Genomic DNA, 15,399 nt, shown 5'->3' on the forward strand with positions numbered 1-15,399 from the left:
AGCATATTTCCTTGCTTCTGTGCCTCTTTTACCTTCGCGCTATGAAAACAACTACCGCTCTGTACGCTGCCTTGCTGCTGGCTTCACCAGCACTGGCTCAAACCAAACCAGTTGCCAAACCGGCCGCCAAACCCGTGGCCAAACCGGCCGCCAAACCCGTTGCGGCTGTCCGCCCGGCTGCCAAGCCCGTAGTTACGACCAAACCAGTTTCAAAGCCAGCGTCCCGCCCATCTACGCCCGCAGCAACGGCCCCAGTAGCCCAACCTGTTCCGGCCGTAGCAGCCACCTCCACGGCTGCGCCCGTAGCTCCGAGCAACAGCCTGTTTCAGAAGGGCACCACCGTAGTAAACCTGGGTGTAGGCCTGGGGCTGGGCTATGGCTACGGGTTCGGCAGCAATTTGAAATCGGCTCCGGCCGTGAGCTTGTCAGTGGAGAAAGGTATTATAGAAGGTATTGGTCCCGGCGTCATTGGCATTGGCGGGCTGATTGGCTACAAGGGTTACCATTACGACTACCCCGGCGGCGACTATAAGGCCCGCTGGAACAACTTTATTGTGCTGGTGCGCGGCACGTATCATTACGACCTGCTGCAGAATGGCAAGGTTGACACGTACGCCGGCGTTAGCCTGGGGGCCCGCATCGAAAACTACAAAGACACGTATTACTCTGAGTATCTGAGCGGAGCGTACAACAACTCGTATGGCGGAACTAGAGTGGAAGGCGGCATTTTTATTGGCGGACGGTACTACTTCACGGATAACATAAGGGCCTTTGCGGAAGCGGGCTACGATATGAGTTATCTGAAACTTGGGTTATCAGCCAAGTTCTGATCGGCTCACCACCATCAGGCCTTGCTGAGTAGTGTTGTGCACCGATTAGTCTGAAGGAGGAATTGAGGATGGACTTACGGCGTGTTTTACCGGGCGTACTACTTGCTGGCTGCGGAGCCTGTGCCCCGCTATCGGAAAGCGCTGCGCCTCATCACAAACCGGCATTCCCGCCGCCGCTCCCGGGCTCGGAGCCGCCACCTTACCGGTCTGATTCAACCCGGCCGCCTACGCTGGCCCATACTAGGGCTCAGTCACCTTTACTAGGCATTTATCAGGCGTCGCTTGTGCGGCCCCGCCATTAAGCATTCGGCTACGCAAGTTTATTGCTCGTTCCTCTTCAGCGAAACCGAGGGCGAACGGTGGCCTCGGTACTGCTGAAGAACAAAAAGCCCCGGAGCGTTGCGCCGGGGCTTTTTTATGAATTTCAAAATCTTACAAAGCACTAAAAGAACAGAAAGTGCTTTTTCTTTTTGTGGCTTAGCGGCTTGCCTTTGGGGTCCACGAAGCCGGCTGGGCGGGTTTGGCCGCGTTTTTGGCGAGCCGTGCCAATACGGTTGTCCTTGAACTTACGAACGGTAAAGCCACCGGCACCCTTTTCGTACTGCCGGGCCGGACCCGAAGCCCGCCCAAAGCTGGTGTTGGCGGTGCCCATGCCGGAACGGGCTTCCAGCACTTCCATCTGCTGGTCACGCTTCACCTCGTCGGGGTTCATGCTCATCCGACGCTGCATCCGGGCCACATCATTAGCGGCTACTTTTTGCTTTTTGCGGGGAGCTTCTTCAGCGCGGCGGGGCTGGCCGATGGATTCGCCGGAAAGGGAGCTTTGCGCCTGAGCACTGGGGGCCACTAGCGCGCCGGCAGCGGCCAGCACTACAACGGAAAGAAGCTTCTTCATAGAGTATAGAAAGGCGAAGGGAACAGGCCAGCAAAACAGATTCTGTGCCAGAACCCAAGCGGCCAACGGGTAGCCGGCAAAGTTAGTTCGTTTTCGGTTAAAACTTGTAAGTCAGACCTATACCCAGGGTTTCTTTGAACTGCACACGCCTACCCCGGTCGTCCGGCACGCCGTCTTCGTTGCGGTCCAGCGGCACCCGCACGTCGTCGTCGTAGATGAGCAGGGTGGTGACGCTGGCGCTGACGTACTTATTCACTTTGAAGTCGATGAGGTTTTCCCAGTTGACGTCGATGTTCTGCGGGTTGTGGAAGTAGTTGCTGAACAGTTCCAGCTTGGTGTTGTAGGTGATGTTGGTAAACAGCACGTGCCGGTAGCGGGCGTTGAGGTAAGCCCCCAACTCCTCCCGCAGCCGCTCGCCGGTACCTCGGAGTAGCACCCCGGCCGCGTCGCGGCGGGCACCCTGCACCCCGAAGGAGCCGGCGTCGGCCAGGCGTTGGTCGGCTACCATGGTAAACTTACCGGTGGCGGGTGAGAGCAGCAGTGAGAAATCGGTATTGGGCTTGTATTCCACGCCCAACGAGGCCAGAATGTAGGCCGGCGCAAAAAACCGGGACAGCAGGGAGTCGGGCTTTTCGGGGGCTTTGGTGGGCGTCAGCTGGGTTTTCAGGTTCACCTGGGCCGCGTACGACAACGTAGTGGTGAACTGCCGGGCGTAGCGGCCGTTGAGCTCCAGGCGGTCGTCGTTTTTACGAACCCTGGATTTGCCGGCCTTCAGCAAGCCGTACACCATGTTGCCAGCCAAATCAAATGTATGCTCGGGGCCCCGGTAGTGCAGGTACAGATTGCCAGTAGACAGTAACGACAGAGAGCTTTGCCCACCGGGCGCCCAGTTGCGCAGGCTCACCTGGCTAAAGTTGAGCGTGCCGGCTCCGCCCCGCTGCCAACCCCGGGCGGTATCCACTTCGGTAGAGATTTTGTAAGCCGGCAGCGGCGCGGGTGGGCGGCGCGGGTCATCGGCCTGGGCCAGAGCCGCAAACGAGGACAAAACCAGACCAGCAGCCAGAACGGCTTTCCGGGAAAAGGTAGAGAACAGATGCATCAGCAAACAAAAAAAGGCCGGCTTCTGCCCACAGAGGCAAAAGCCGGCCAAAAATACAGCCCGAGGCGCTTAGCTGCGCGTGCGTAGCGCGTCCCGGATTTCCATGAGCAGCTGCTGGTCTTTGGTTGGGCCGGGGTCGGCCACAGGTATCACTTCCTGAGGCCGCTTGAAGCGGTTGGCAATCTTCACCAGCCAGAAAATGGCAAAAGCCATCAACAGGAATGTGATAACCGCATTCAGGAACAGGCCATAGTTAATAGTTGCCGCCCCCGCTTTTTTGGCTTCCTCCAGGGTTTTGTAGGCCGAGCCATCCAAGGCAAAAAACCAGTCTTTGAAGTCTAGTCCCCCCGTCATCAACGTCAACACAGGCATCAAAACATCATCCGTCAGTGACGTGACGATTTTGCCGAATGCTCCGCCGATGATAACGCCAACGGCCAAATCGAGCACATTGCCTTTGGAGATAAACTCTTTGAACTCGGAAACGAAGCCCATATTTTGGAAATGTTTGAAGGTGAGAACAGTAGAGACCTGCGGGTAAATATAGAATTTTCCGCTTCGGATGCTACCGTTTAGTTACTGCGGGCAAATATGCAGTTTACCTAAGCCCGCTAGCTATGGGTTTCGGTCAACCAGTGCCCGTGCGCGTTTAGCGCCGGGTTTGCTCGTTCAATGAGGGTGCGGCACAATTCCCAGTATCTTTACCGCCTCTGCATTTCCACCTCTCCAGTTATACCATCCATGACCACCTTCACCAACCTGCTGTACCAGGCTGAGCCCGAAACCGGCATTCTGACCCTCACTGTTAACCGTCCCGACAAGCTAAACGCTCTGAACGCGGCCACTATTCAGGAAATTCGGGCAGCCGTGGAGCAGGCCCAGCAAGACCCCGCCGTGCGCGGCATTATTCTGACGGGCAGCGGGGAGAAGTCGTTTGTAGCCGGCGCTGATATTGCCGAGCTGACGCAGCTGGACGAAGCCGCCGCCCGCCGCGTGGCTGAGCAGGGTCAGGAGGCCTTCCGCTTTATTGAAGAAAGCCACAAGCCGGTACTTGCGGCCGTAAATGGGTTTGCCCTGGGTGGTGGCTGCGAACTGGCCATGGCCTGCCACATGCGCATTGCCGCCGATAATGCCCGGTTTGGCCAGCCCGAGGTGAACCTGGGTCTGCTGCCAGGCTACGGCGGCACTCAGCGCCTCACGCAGCTCATTGGAAAAGGCAAAGCCATTGAGCTGCTGCTCACGGCCGATATGCTAAAGGCTGATGAAGCCCTGCGCTTGGGCCTGGTGAACCACGTGGTACCGCAGGCCGAGCTGCTCAACTTCACGCGGCAGCTGCTGCAGCGCATCCTCACCAAAGCCCCCATTGCCGTGGGCCTGTGCATTGATGCCGTAAATGCCCACTTCGACAAAGGCCGGGACGGCTACCAGGCCGAGGCGGAGTCGTTCGGGCGGTGCTTTAACTCGGCGGATTTCCGCGAAGGTACCTCCGCTTTCCTGGAGAAGCGTCCGGCGGCGTTTACCGGAAAATAACTGGCGAGTAAGAACCCGTAGAATTCGGTGGATGACCTAGCCTGCGCTGCTCGTCCGCCGAATTTTATGCGCTTGCCCGCCCGATTCTGACTTTCAGTTCTCCATTTCTACGCATTCCAGATGAGTATTGCCAAGCGGCTGGCGTCGCAAACGGCCATTTATGGCGTAAGCAGCATTGTGGGCCGCGTACTGAACACCTTTCTGGTGCCCGTGTACACGGCCCGCTTTGCGGCGGCAGAATATGGTATTGTAACGGGGCTGTACGCCTACGTATCGTTTCTGAACGTGCTGTTCACCTACGGCATGGAAACTACCTATTTCCGCTTCGCCAACCGCCCCGGCACCGACCGCAAGGAGCTGTACGACCGGGTAATGACTCTGCTGCTGCTGTCCAGCGTGGTGCTGACGGCCGCCCTGGCCGCCCTGGCCCGCCCCCTGATGCGCCTACTCGATTTACCCCCTGGCCACGAGCGGTACGCCGTCTGGATTGCGCTAATTCTGGGGTTGGATGCCATTACGGCCATTCCGTTTGCTCGGCTTCGGCTGGAGAATAAGGCCACCAAGTTTGCCGCCATTCGCATGGCCAACATTCTGCTGAACGTGGGCCTGAACATGTTTTTCATCGTGTTCTGCCCCGATGTACTGGCGGGCAAATACCTGGCGGGGCTGCGGACGTTGGTAGAAAGCGTATACAACCCCACTATGGGCGTGGGCTACGTGTTCCTCTCGAACTTGGCGGCCTCGGCGTTTACCTTGTTGCTGTTGGGTCGGGAGTTGCTGGATATTCGGCCTCGCCTGAACTTGGAGCCGCTACGGCCCTTGCTTAAGTACGCCTACCCTATTCTGCTGATGGGCATGGCGGGTATGGTAAACGAAATGCTGGACCGGATTATGCTGCCGCAGTGGCTGCCCGAAGGCTTCTACCCTGGCCAAAGCAAGCAAGCCGCCCTGGGTATTTACGGGGCCTGCTACAAAATCAGCGTACTGATGAATTTGGTAATTCAGGCCTTCAAGTACGCCGCCGAGCCGTTCTTTTTCGCCCAGAGTACCGAGAAGAACTCACCCCGCACCTTTGCCTTGGTGCTGAAGTGGTTCACGCTGTGCTGCACCATGCTGTTCGTGGGCGTAAGCGTGAATCTGGATATTGTGGCCCGCATTTTCCTGCAGCGCGCCGAGTATCTGCAGGGCTTGGCCGTGGTGCCGGTGCTACTGCTGGCCTACCTGTTCCTAGGTGTGTACTGGAACCTCTCCGTGTGGTTTAAGCTCACCGACAAAACCTACTACGGCACCTACCTAGGCTTTGCCGGCGCGGTGCTCACCATTGCCCTCAACTTCCTGCTGATTCCGCTGCTGGGTTACATGGGCTCAGCTATTGCCACACTGGCATGCTATTTCATGATGGCCGCCCTGTGCTGGCGGCTGGGCGAACGGCATTTTCCGGTACCGTACCCCGTGGTTCGGCTGCTGGCCTGGCTGGCGGTGGCGGTGGGAGTAGTCGCCATCAGTTGGTGGGCCCCGGTGGTCGCTGGCTGGGCCCGCTACGGTTTTCATGCGCTGCTTACACTTGGTTTTGTGGGGTTGGTAGCGGCAGTGGAAGGTCGGCGGCTGCGCACCATCTGAAGGAGCTGCGCATGCTGCGGATACCGCAAAAAACCCCTAGATTGGGGCCGTTCCGACAGATTTTTTCGCCGGAATTGTTCTGTTTTTCCTCTGAATACCACAAGCCACTCGGCTGCCTGTAGTCTGCGCGTTGCGTACTGTATCCTTGCAACTGTCTGACTTCCTTTTCTTCATGCACATTCCCGTTATCAACCGCAGCAAGCACCCCTTGCCGGAGTATCAAACCGCCCACGCCGCCGGCCTCGACATTCGGGCCAACCTCCCGGAGCCGATTACGTTGAAGCCCCTGCAACGCGCCCTCGTACCCACGGGCCTGTTTCTGGAAATTCCGGTTGGCTACGAGGCGCAGGTGCGTCCGCGCAGTGGCTTGGCTTACAAACACGGCATTGGTATTGTCAACAGTCCCGGCACCATTGACGCCGACTACCGGGGCGAGCTAAAAGTTTTGCTCGTCAATCTGTCGGATCAGGAGTTTGTGGTGCAGGACGGTGAGCGGGTAGCGCAACTGGTAGTAGCCCGTCACGAAACTATTGTGTGGCAGCCCGCCGAAATACTCAGTGAAACCCAGCGGGGCACCGGCGGCTACGGCAGTACGGGCACTGCCTGAAACCGATAGCAAGAATTACCCCGTGCGCGTGGGCTACCATTTGCTGAAAGCAGTACCTTGGAGTATCGTATGCCTGCTCAGTAACTCTCCCACGCTGGTTTAATTCGCCATTCATACTTCAGAATTTTTACCTCTGAACCCATAATTCCTAATTCCTTCCTCACATGAAGATTATTGTCCCAATGGCCGGTATGGGCAAGCGGATGCGCCCTCACACGCTCACCGTTCCGAAGCCGCTGATTCCGATTGCCGGCAAGCCCATTGTGCAACGCCTGGTTGAAGACATTGCCAAAGTGTGCGGCGAGCCGGTGGAGGAAGTAGCCTTCATCATCGGCCGTTTCGGCAGCGAGGTAGAGAAAAGCCTGATTAAAATTGCCGAATCGGTGGGTGCTAAAGGCACCATTCATTACCAGGACGAACCCTTGGGCACGGCTCACGCTATCCTGTGCGCCCAGTCGGCCCTGGATGGACCGGTAGTGGTGGCGTTTGCCGATACCCTGTTCAAAGCCGATTTCATTCTGGACTCCTCGGCCGAAGGCACCATCTGGGTGCAGCGCGTGGACGACCCCAAGCCCTTTGGCGTGGTGAAGCTCGACGAGCAGGGCCAGATTACCGACTTCGTGGAAAAACCCCAGGAGTTTGTCTCGGACCTGGCCATCATCGGCATCTACTATTTCAAGGATGGCGAGTACCTGCGCCGGGAGTTGCAGTACCTGCTCGATAACGACATCAAGGACAAGGGCGAGTACCAACTCACCAACGCCCTCGAAAACATGAAGAACAAGGGCACCAAGTTTGTGCCCGGCCGCGTAACCGAGTGGCTCGACTGCGGCAACAAGGACGCCACCGTCTTCACCAACCAGCGCTACCTGGAGTACCTGCAGGAGCGCGGCGAAACCTTGGTAGCCGAATCCGCCAAGGTGACCAATTCCGTACTGATTCCGCCAGTGTACGTGGGCGAAGGCGTGGTCATTACCGATTCAGTAGTGGGCCCGCACGTAAGCCTGGGTGACCATACCAACGTGCGGCACTCCGTCGTTTCCAATTCCATTGTGCAGCAGTCGGCCTCCGTACTGCACGCCAATATTACCAACTCCATGGTAGGCAGCCACGCCACGGTAGCCAGCCAACCCAACGATTTGAGCGTGGGCGACTACAACACGCTGCGCGTGTGATATTTTTGCGTCGCCTGACGTTTTAAGTAGCGCGGACCTTTGGGGGCCACCAGCGTGTTGGGGTTAGGTAACCTGTTTCCAATTCGCGGGCCCGGGGTCCGCGCTACCGTTTTCAATGAGCCACTTCCGCGTCTTTTTAGTTCTGGTATTGGGCCTGTTGCTGGCCGGGCCCGGCTATGCCCAGCAACCGGCCCCTGCCTCAGTTCCCGACCCAGCCAAGCCGCACAAGCTTAGCCGCAAAGAGCGAAAAGAACTGGCCCGTCGGGCCTCCTTAGAGGCTGCCGCCCGACAACGGGTGAATCTGTCGGAGAAAGACCGGGAGATGAGCGAGGCGTTCTTCGTGGACGGTGTGCGGTTTTTGCTGCTGGAAGACTACAATAAGGCGCTGGAGCGGCTGCTGAAGGCCTACGCGCTTAACCCAACCAATGCTGCCGTCAATTATAAAATTGCCGAAACCAACCTGCTAAGCGGCAATTTCAAGGACGCTACCAATTTTGCGCAGGCTGCCATCAAGCTGGATCCGCAGAATGCCTACTATTACTTGCTGCTGGCCCAGATTTACGCCTCCCAGAAACAGTACGCCGAGGCCACCCAGACCTACAGCACCCTCATCAAAACGGTGCCTAATTCCGGGCCTTACCTATTTAATCTAGCTGATCTGTATTTGGCGCAGGGCAAGCTGAACGAAGCACTGGCCACGTTTGAGGAAGCCGAGAAGAAATTTGGCCCCCTGGACGAGGTATCGTTCAAGAAGCAGCAGATATACCTCAAGCAAAATAACCTCGATAAGGCGCTGCAGGAAGGGGAAGCCCTCATTGCGGCCAACCCCGACGAGGTGCGCTACGTGCTGGCCCAGGCCCAGATGTACGCCACCAACAACCGTCTGCCCGACGCCATCCGGGTGGCGGAGCAGGCTCTGAAGCAAGACCCCGATAACCCCCGGGCCCGCATGATTCTGGCCGACGTGTATCGGCAGCAGAAAAACACGCCGGAATCGGAGCGGCAGCTGAAGCTGGCTTTTGAGAGCCCCTCGCTGGACATCGACAACAAGGTGCGGATTCTGGTGGACTACATCAAGCAGCTGCCTAACCCCGACCTGAACCAGACGGCGCAGGAGCTGGCCACCATCACCACCCGCGTGCACCCCAAGGAGGCCAAGGCTTTTTCTATTGCCGGCGACATTCAGACGGTAACCGGCAACCGCGCGGCCGCCCGCAGCAATTATCTGCAGGCCATCCGACTGGATAACTCCCGCTACCAAATCTGGCAGCAGGTAGTACTCATTGATGCCGAGCTCAGCCAAGTTGACTCACTGCTGACGCACACCGACCAAGCGCTGGAGCTATTTCCCAACCAGGCTCCGCTGTGGTTTTATAACGGCGTGGGCTACCAACTCAAGAAGCAGCCGGCCAAAGCCATCAAGTCCCTGGAATACGGCCGGAAGCTGGCCACCGACAACCCCGAGCTGCTGGCCCAGTTTGACACCCAGCTCGGCGACGTGTACCACGAGTTGAAGGACTACGCTAAGTCGGATGCGGCCTATGAAGCGGCACTCACTTTTGACGCCAACAATGCACAGGCGCTCAACAATTACAGCTACTACCTTTCTTTGCGGGGCGAAAAGCTGGAGAAAGCCCGGGAAATGGCTGGCAAGCTGGTGAAGCAGAACCCCGACAACGACACGTACCTGGATACGTACGGATGGGTACTGTACCGGCTGAAAGATTATACCGGTGCCCGTCAGCAACTCGAAAAAGCTCTTAAAACAACAACTGATGCTACCGTGGTGGAGCATTACGGCGACGTACTGTTTCAGCTGGGGGAGGCCGATAAGGCGCTGCAGGAATGGCAGCGCGCCAAAAAACTGGGCGGGGCCTCCTCGCTTATCGACCGCAAGATCAAAGACAAGAAACTCTATGAGTAACCGCCCTGTGCTGGTGCTGTTGAGCGCCCTGCTGCTGCTAGGCAGCTGCACCCGTAAACTGCTGCCCGGCAAAAAACCAGCCGCTACGGTACCCATGCCGGAGGCCGTAAAAGCCGCCAACGTGGACTTCCGGTTTCTGGCTGCCAAAGGCAAAGCACAGTTTGGCGACCAGAGCGGCAACATCAACGTGCGCATCCGTAAAGACAGTGTTATCTGGATTTCGGCCTCACTTATTGGCATTGAAGGCGGCCGCATTTACATCACCCGCGACTCGGTGCAGGTGCTGGATAAGCTGCACAAGGAATACTACGCCGGTGACTTTGCTTACCTGAGCCAGCGGCTGAACGTGCCCGTCAACTTTGAGATGGTGCAGGCGTTGCTACTGGGTAACTATTTGGCTCCGCCCAGTGCCGCGGTGCAGCCCACCATTACTACCGAAGGCTCTATGCAGCGCATCAACTATGAGCAGGCGGGCCTGCTGGTGCAGCAGCTGGTGAACCTCGACCGGGCCCGCATTCAGCAGTTGCAGGTGCAGGTGCCCGCCAACCAGAACAAGCTCACGGTAGATTACACCGATTTCCGCCCCTTGGAGCGCAGCCCGCAGCAGTTTGCCTACAACACGCTGGTGCAGGTGCAGCAGGGCCAGACGCCGCCCACCACCGTCACGCTCACCTACCGCTCGGTAGATGTAGACAAGGAGCGGCTGCAGTTCCCGTTCTCGGTACCGAAGGGCTATGCGCGCAAGAAGTAATAGTTGGCTTTTGCTGGTGGTACTGCTGGGCCTACTGACGGCATTGCCGGTGCAGGCCCAGCGCAAATCCAAAGCCCAACTGGAGCGGGAACGGCGCGCCACGCTTAAACGCATTCAGGAAACCAGCCGCATCCTAGCGCAAACCCAGCAGCAAAAGCAGGCTTCCGTGGGCCAGCTTAACGCCCTTAAGGAAAAGCTAACGGTGCAGCAGGGCGTTATTAAGAACATCAGCAACGAGCTGCGCTACATTGAAACCGATGTACGCCAAACGGAAACCCAGGTGCAGCAGACGCGCCAAAGCTTGGAGCAGCTCAAGGCCGAGTACGCCCGCCTGATTTACGCTGGCTCCAAAACGGCCAACGGCTACAACCGGCTCATGTTCTTGTTTGCCTCGGAGTCCTTCAACCAGTTTCTGCTGCGGCTACGTTACATCCGGCAGTACACCGAGGTACGCCAGGCACAAGCGGCCCAAATCACGCACACCCAGCAGCGCTTAAGCTCGCAGCTGGTTGGCTTGAAGGAAAAGCAGGAAGAGAAAGGTAGCCTGCTCAACAACCAGATTTCGGAGAAGAAAAACCTGCTCACGCTGAAAACTCAGCAGGACCAGGTAGTAACCAAGCTCACCCAACAGGAAGAAGACTTGCGCAAGGAGCTGGCCGCCCGCCAGCAGGCCGTCAGCCGCTTGGATAATCTGATTGCTCAGCGCGTACGCGAGGAAATAGCTCGGGCGGCCCGCGCCGCTGCTCGCCGGGCCGCCGCGGCTAATGCGGCGCGGGCCGCAGCAGCCTCTGCCCCATCCCGCAGTCCGGCCGCTACCACGCGCACCACCCCCACCGCCGAGGCGGAAGCCGCCGCTGTTTCAGCGGCGGAACGGGTGGACAAGGTGACGCTCACGCCCGAAACGGCCGAGCTGGCTTCTTCTTTCCATGACAACCGGGGCCGGTTGCCTTGGCCCGTAGGCCGCGGCTTTATCAGTCAGCGGTTTGGCCGCCACAATCACCCCGTGTTGAAGAACGTGGTGGTAGAAAATCGGGGAGTTGATATCCAGACCAGTGCCGGTGAGCCGGTGCGGGCGGTGTTCAGCGGCAAGGTGCTTACGGTGGCCAGTGTGCCGGGCATGGGCACCATTGTGATGGTGCAGCACGGCGACTATTTCACGGTATATGCCAAATTGCGCAGCGTGAGCGTGAGCGAAGGACAAGCCGTGCAGGCCCGGCAAACCATCGGCACGGTTTCGACTGATGCGGAAGGTACTTCTGAGGTGCAGTTTCAGGTGTGGCATAACAGCTCCAACCTTAACCCCGAAAACTGGCTGGGTCGCAAATAAGGGCATTTTCAGTGCATCAGGGCATAAAAAAACACCGTGCAAGGCGCGGTGTCTTTCTGAGCTATGAAAACAAACTTAGCTACCAGAATCCCTCCCCCGAAAGCAAGCTAACCACACGGGGCAGTTGGCACTTTCGAGGTTAATCCCCGATAACCGTTCCAAAGATACGGCGGGCGGCAACAGTTGATTGTCCAAATTCGCCGAAATAGTTTTTTCCCTCGATGAAACCCGCTATTCGGAATGTCGCTTGCCCGGCTTGGCGCTAAATGAGGTTCAGCCTGCCCAGCAGCGCGGCTTTATAAGAACTCCCGATGGGCACGGGCAGCAGGCTGGTAGCCTGGTCCAGGCTGCGGCCTGCCTCCACAATCAGGGCGTCGCTTTCGATGGAGATGATCCGGTCGAGGCGCACAATGTATTTGCGGTGCACCCGGGCAAATTCCCGGCTTGGCAGTTTTGCCTCCAGTTCCTTCATGGTACTGTACACCGTGTACCGCTCCCGCCCGGAGTAAATGTTCACGTAGTCGCCCAAGGCCTCCACGTAGCGAATGTCCGTGGTCTTTACCCGCAGCAGCTTATGGTCTTGCTTGATGAAAATCTCATTCTGCCCGCCGTTCAGGTACAGAGATTCGGCAGTATCGTTGGCCATACGCAGTAGCCCTTCGAGTTTCGTTTTTTCTTCTTCCAATTGAATTTTGGCTCGCCGCAGCTCCAGGTGCGCCACCACCTCACGGGCCAGAATGCGCAGCGCTTCTCGTTGCGCATTATTCAGCCGGCGCGGCACTTGGTCGATGGCACAGATGGCTCCTAGCGCATGGCCTTCGGGCGTGATAAGCGGATAGCCCGCGTAGAAGCGGATGTGCGGGTCGCCGGTAACCATGGTGTGGTCCCGGAACAGCGGATCAATCAGCGCATCTTCCACTTCCAGCAAATCAGTGCCCTGGATGGTGTATTGGCAGAAGGCTTCATCACGGGGCGTGCTTTCCACCCCCGATAAGCCCGTTTGCGCCTTCAGCCATTGCCGCTCTCCGTCCAGCAGTGTAATCAGGGAAATGGGAGTGCCGCAGATAAATCCGGCCAGACGCACTAAATCATCAAACACCGTTTCGGACGGGGTGTCCATGATTTGGTATTGCTCCAGGGCTTTTATGCGCGCGGCCTCGTCCGGACGCCGGGTAGCCGGCCTGGTACGGGTGGAAACAGCAGGTAACTTAGGCGACATTTAACGGCGGGGAAAATCCTGTTTACGGCCAGCATGAATAACTGCTAACTCCCGAAATTGCGCATAAATACCCGCACCGTGTTGGTGGTACCGCCGAATCTGTACATTTACCCGCCTAATGTTCAGGTTTTCTGGTTCGAGTCACGACCATTTTAGCCGATGCAGCAGCCAGTGGTACCGCGTAGCCGCGGCCGGCACGGGAACTGATTTTGAAATTATGCGGTACCTTTATCAATCCTTAGCGGTGGTGCGCCCCGTATAAGGAGCTTTCACTTCTTACCAACCGGCCCCATGGCCCGTATTCTATGAACCTTGCCACTCTTCTGCTTGGTATCGGCAATTTCGGCGGCACCGAAGTGCTGCTGATTGTTCTGGCTGTCATTCTGCTGTTTGGCGCCAAGCGTATTCCGGAGTTGTTCCGGGGCATGGGCCAGGGCATCCGCGAGTTTAAGGATGCTTCCCGTGACGAAAAACCAGAGTACCGGGACCGTCCTACGAACCCCAATGACCCCAACGCTCCCCGCGTATAACCTTTGATTGCCATGCACACACCTTTTTTCCTTTTTCTGGAGGGCATCGGCGGCGGTGAGCTGATGGTTATCGTGCTGTTCATCCTGATTTTCTTCGGGGCGAACAAAATTCCTGAGCTGGCTCGGGGCCTCGGTAAAGGCATCCGCGAGTTTAAGGACGCCTCCCGCGAAATCCGCAGCGAAATTGAGAATGCCGGTGCGCCGCCACAACAGCCGTACCAGCAGCAATTTCAGCAACAGCCTTATCAGCAGCAGCCCGCTTACCAGGCTCCCGTAGCCGATTCTCCCGCTGCAGCTCCCATTGCTCCGCCCATGGATGGTGGCATTACTCCTCCGGTAACTCCAACTCCGGAAGCCCATCCCCGCCCCGATCAGTTGAACTAAATCATATTTCGTCTTGAGACGCTTTAACTCCCTCACGGAAGTTCGCCACGAGCTGACGGCAGGCACCACGTCCTGCCGTCAGCTCGTGGAGTATTATCTGGATAACATCCGGCGCAAAGAACACCTCAACGCCTTTCTGGAAGTATGGGCCGAGGAGGCTCTGGCCCAGGCCGACGCCGTGGACGCCAAACTGGCGGCTGGTACGGCTGGTAAGCTGGCCGGAATGGTGCTGGGCCTGAAGGACGTGCTGGCCTACGAAGGCCACGCCCTGCAGAGCAGCAGCCATATTCTAGATGGCTTTAAATCCCTATTTACGGGTACGGCCGTGCAACGCCTGCTGGAGGAGGATGCCATTGTAATTGGCCGCCAGAACTGCGACGAGTTTGCCATGGGGGCGTCCAACGAAACATCTTACTTTGGGCCCTCCCGCAACGAAATTGACCCCGAGCGGGTGCCTGGTGGCTCTTCGGGCGGCTCGGCCGTGGCGGTGCAGGCAGATATGTGCTTGGCGTCAATCGGCTCCGATACGGGTGGCTCAGTACGGCAGCCGGCGGCGTTTTGCGGGATTGTGGGTTTCAAGCCCACGTACTCGCGCATCTCGCGCTACGGGCTGATTGCCTACGCTTCTTCCTTCGACCAGATTGGTACGCTGACCCGTTCGGTGGAGGATGCGGCTTTACTATTGGAAGTAATGGCCGGGGCCGACCAGTTCGACAGCACCGTGAGCCAGCGCGAGGTACCGGCGTATAGCCATCAGCTCACGCCGGCCCCCCACTACCGCGTTGGGTACATCAAGGATTGTCTGGAGCGCCCGGGTCTCAACCCCGAAATCAAAACGGCTACTGAGCAAGCATTGGAGCAGCTGCGCGGTCAAGGACACGTGGTAGAAGCGGTGGAGTTTCCCTACCTCGACTACATCGTACCCACGTACTACATCCTGACCACGGCCGAAGCCAGCTCCAACCTGAGCCGCTACGACGGCGTGAAGTTTGGCTACCGCGCGCCGGATGCTACGGACCTGGAGTCGTTGTACAAGAAAACCCGCGCCCAGGGCTTCGGCCCCGAGGTGCAGCGCCGCATTATGCTGGGCACCTTCGTACTGAGTGCCAGCTACTACGACGCCTACTATACTAAGGCTCAGAAGGTGCGCCGCCTTATCAAGGAAACTACCGACGAGCTGCTGCGTGAGTACGACTTCCTAGTGCTGCCTACCACGCCTACCACGGCCTTCCGCATTGGCGACGTGAACAAGGACACGCTGGCAATGTATCTGGCCGATATTTTCACGGTGCAGGCCTCACTAGCCGGCGTACCGGCTATTTCGGTGCCGAATGGTACGGATGCCCAGGGTCTGCCCATTGGGCTACAAATTCTGAGCGGGGCCTTCCGCGAGGAGCACCTGCTGGCCTTTGCCAACTCCCTCACTGAAACCCTCGCGCCCGCCGAAGCTTAGGCCGGAACTGCGCGCGTAACAGCCTGCCTGGCGGGCCCTGCCGAACGATTCTGCT

15 protein-coding genes are annotated in these 15,399 nt (G+C 58.0%); 11 read left to right on the plus strand and 4 right to left on the minus strand.

Translation table 11 applies throughout. The annotated features are described in order from the left end of the window. The first annotated feature begins 41 nt into the window (after positions 1–41). On the plus strand, positions 42–830 hold the full coding sequence (locus tag LF252_RS14635; protein WP_226270316.1) for a hypothetical protein: 789 nt from the start codon (positions 42–44) through the stop codon (positions 828–830). A 442-nt stretch (positions 831–1,272) separates the two neighbouring features. On the opposite strand, the gene LF252_RS14640 is transcribed toward LF252_RS14635, so the two are convergent. From LF252_RS14640 to mscL, 3 genes are all read right to left on the minus strand, one after another. Then, positions 1,273–1,725 (minus strand): hypothetical protein, encoded by a 453-nt coding sequence (locus LF252_RS14640; RefSeq protein WP_226270317.1) that lies wholly within the window; start codon positions 1,723–1,725, stop codon positions 1,273–1,275. Between the two features lie 97 nt (positions 1,726–1,822). After that, complete coding sequence (locus tag LF252_RS14645) at positions 1,823–2,824, minus strand: DUF3078 domain-containing protein (protein WP_226270318.1); 1,002 nt, start codon at positions 2,822–2,824, stop codon at positions 1,823–1,825. 69 nt (positions 2,825–2,893) lie between these two features. Beyond that, positions 2,894–3,319 carry a large conductance mechanosensitive channel protein MscL gene (gene mscL / locus LF252_RS14650; protein ID WP_226270319.1) on the minus strand — a complete coding sequence of 142 codons (426 nt, stop codon included), beginning with the start codon at positions 3,317–3,319 and terminating at the stop codon, positions 2,894–2,896. Positions 3,320–3,565: 246 nt separating this feature from the next. Between mscL and LF252_RS14655 the strand changes: the two genes are divergently transcribed. The 7 genes from LF252_RS14655 to LF252_RS14685 all read left to right on the plus strand — a co-directional run bounded on the left by LF252_RS14655 (position 3,566) and on the right by LF252_RS14685 (position 11,758). Then, positions 3,566–4,354, plus strand: a complete 789-nt coding sequence (locus LF252_RS14655; protein ID WP_226270320.1) for an enoyl-CoA hydratase/isomerase family protein — start codon at positions 3,566–3,568, stop codon at positions 4,352–4,354. 120 nt (positions 4,355–4,474) lie between these two features. Then, on the plus strand, positions 4,475–5,974 hold the full coding sequence (locus tag LF252_RS14660) for a lipopolysaccharide biosynthesis protein (RefSeq protein ID WP_226270321.1): 1,500 nt from the start codon (positions 4,475–4,477) through the stop codon (positions 5,972–5,974). A gap of 172 nt (positions 5,975–6,146) precedes the next feature. Further along, positions 6,147–6,581: a dUTP diphosphatase gene (dut, locus tag LF252_RS14665; RefSeq protein ID WP_226270322.1), complete on the plus strand. Its 435-nt coding sequence runs from the start codon at positions 6,147–6,149 to the stop codon at positions 6,579–6,581. A 164-nt stretch (positions 6,582–6,745) separates the two neighbouring features. Continuing rightward, a complete protein-coding gene (locus tag LF252_RS14670) occupies positions 6,746–7,756 on the plus strand; it encodes a sugar phosphate nucleotidyltransferase (RefSeq protein WP_226270323.1) in 1,011 nt (336 codons plus the stop codon). 115 nt (positions 7,757–7,871) lie between these two features. After that, complete coding sequence (locus LF252_RS14675) at positions 7,872–9,680, plus strand: tetratricopeptide repeat protein (RefSeq protein ID WP_226270324.1); 1,809 nt, start codon at positions 7,872–7,874, stop codon at positions 9,678–9,680. After that, positions 9,673–10,431 carry a DUF4292 domain-containing protein gene (locus tag LF252_RS14680; protein WP_226270325.1) on the plus strand — a complete coding sequence of 253 codons (759 nt, stop codon included), beginning with the start codon at positions 9,673–9,675 and terminating at the stop codon, positions 10,429–10,431. The genes LF252_RS14675 and LF252_RS14680 overlap by 8 nt, the downstream gene beginning before the upstream one ends. Further along, complete coding sequence (locus LF252_RS14685; protein ID WP_226270326.1) at positions 10,415–11,758, plus strand: murein hydrolase activator EnvC family protein; 1,344 nt, start codon at positions 10,415–10,417, stop codon at positions 11,756–11,758. Before LF252_RS14680 ends, LF252_RS14685 begins: the two co-directional genes overlap by 17 nt. A gap of 262 nt (positions 11,759–12,020) precedes the next feature. Here the strand turns inward: LF252_RS14685 and LF252_RS14690 are convergent, their stop codons facing one another. Further along, positions 12,021–12,977 carry a GAF domain-containing DNA-binding protein gene (locus LF252_RS14690; RefSeq protein ID WP_226270327.1) on the minus strand — a complete coding sequence of 319 codons (957 nt, stop codon included), beginning with the start codon at positions 12,975–12,977 and terminating at the stop codon, positions 12,021–12,023. Positions 12,978–13,282: 305 nt separating this feature from the next. On the opposite strand from LF252_RS14690, the gene LF252_RS14695 reads away from it, so the two are divergent. The 3 genes from LF252_RS14695 to gatA are packed head-to-tail and all read left to right on the plus strand — an operon-like array spanning position 13,283 to position 15,344. Beyond that, entirely contained in the window at positions 13,283–13,507 is a 225-nt protein-coding gene (locus tag LF252_RS14695; protein WP_226270328.1) for a twin-arginine translocase TatA/TatE family subunit, read from the plus strand. Positions 13,508–13,519: 12 nt separating this feature from the next. Continuing rightward, the gene (locus LF252_RS23065; protein WP_317197858.1) at positions 13,520–13,891 is read left to right on the plus strand and encodes a Sec-independent protein translocase subunit TatA/TatB; all 372 of its coding nucleotides are present in this window, start codon (positions 13,520–13,522) and stop codon (positions 13,889–13,891) included. Between the two features lie 13 nt (positions 13,892–13,904). Further along, positions 13,905–15,344, plus strand: a complete 1,440-nt coding sequence (gene gatA, locus LF252_RS14705) for an Asp-tRNA(Asn)/Glu-tRNA(Gln) amidotransferase subunit GatA (protein WP_226270329.1) — start codon at positions 13,905–13,907, stop codon at positions 15,342–15,344. Positions 15,345–15,399 lie beyond the last annotated feature (55 nt).

Origin of the sequence: Hymenobacter pini (assembly GCF_020421205.1) — a bacterium.
Taxonomy (GTDB): Bacteria; Bacteroidota; Bacteroidia; order Cytophagales; family Hymenobacteraceae; genus Hymenobacter; species Hymenobacter pini.

Excerpts from the sequence above, each read along its gene's own strand:
- LF252_RS14685 (WP_226270326.1), top strand. The coding sequence starts at position 10,415 with ATGCGCGCAAGAAGTAATAGTTGGCTTTTGCTGGTGGTACTGCTGGGC.
- LF252_RS23065 (WP_317197858.1), top strand. The coding sequence starts at position 13,520 with ATGCACACACCTTTTTTCCTTTTTCTGGAGGGCATCGGCGGCGGTGAG.
- LF252_RS14660 (WP_226270321.1), top strand. The coding sequence starts at position 4,475 with ATGAGTATTGCCAAGCGGCTGGCGTCGCAAACGGCCATTTATGGCGTA.
- LF252_RS14675 (WP_226270324.1), top strand. The coding sequence starts at position 7,872 with ATGAGCCACTTCCGCGTCTTTTTAGTTCTGGTATTGGGCCTGTTGCTG.
- LF252_RS14690 (WP_226270327.1), bottom strand. The coding sequence starts at position 12,977 with ATGTCGCCTAAGTTACCTGCTGTTTCCACCCGTACCAGGCCGGCTACC.
- LF252_RS14645 (WP_226270318.1), bottom strand. The coding sequence starts at position 2,824 with ATGCATCTGTTCTCTACCTTTTCCCGGAAAGCCGTTCTGGCTGCTGGT.
- LF252_RS14640 (WP_226270317.1), bottom strand. The coding sequence starts at position 1,725 with ATGAAGAAGCTTCTTTCCGTTGTAGTGCTGGCCGCTGCCGGCGCGCTA.
- LF252_RS14635 (WP_226270316.1), top strand. The coding sequence starts at position 42 with ATGAAAACAACTACCGCTCTGTACGCTGCCTTGCTGCTGGCTTCACCA.
- dut (WP_226270322.1), top strand. The coding sequence starts at position 6,147 with ATGCACATTCCCGTTATCAACCGCAGCAAGCACCCCTTGCCGGAGTAT.
- LF252_RS14680 (WP_226270325.1), top strand. The coding sequence starts at position 9,673 with ATGAGTAACCGCCCTGTGCTGGTGCTGTTGAGCGCCCTGCTGCTGCTA.
- LF252_RS14655 (WP_226270320.1), top strand. The coding sequence starts at position 3,566 with ATGACCACCTTCACCAACCTGCTGTACCAGGCTGAGCCCGAAACCGGC.
- LF252_RS14670 (WP_226270323.1), top strand. The coding sequence starts at position 6,746 with ATGAAGATTATTGTCCCAATGGCCGGTATGGGCAAGCGGATGCGCCCT.
- LF252_RS14695 (WP_226270328.1), top strand. The coding sequence starts at position 13,283 with ATGAACCTTGCCACTCTTCTGCTTGGTATCGGCAATTTCGGCGGCACC.
- mscL (WP_226270319.1), bottom strand. The coding sequence starts at position 3,319 with ATGGGCTTCGTTTCCGAGTTCAAAGAGTTTATCTCCAAAGGCAATGTG.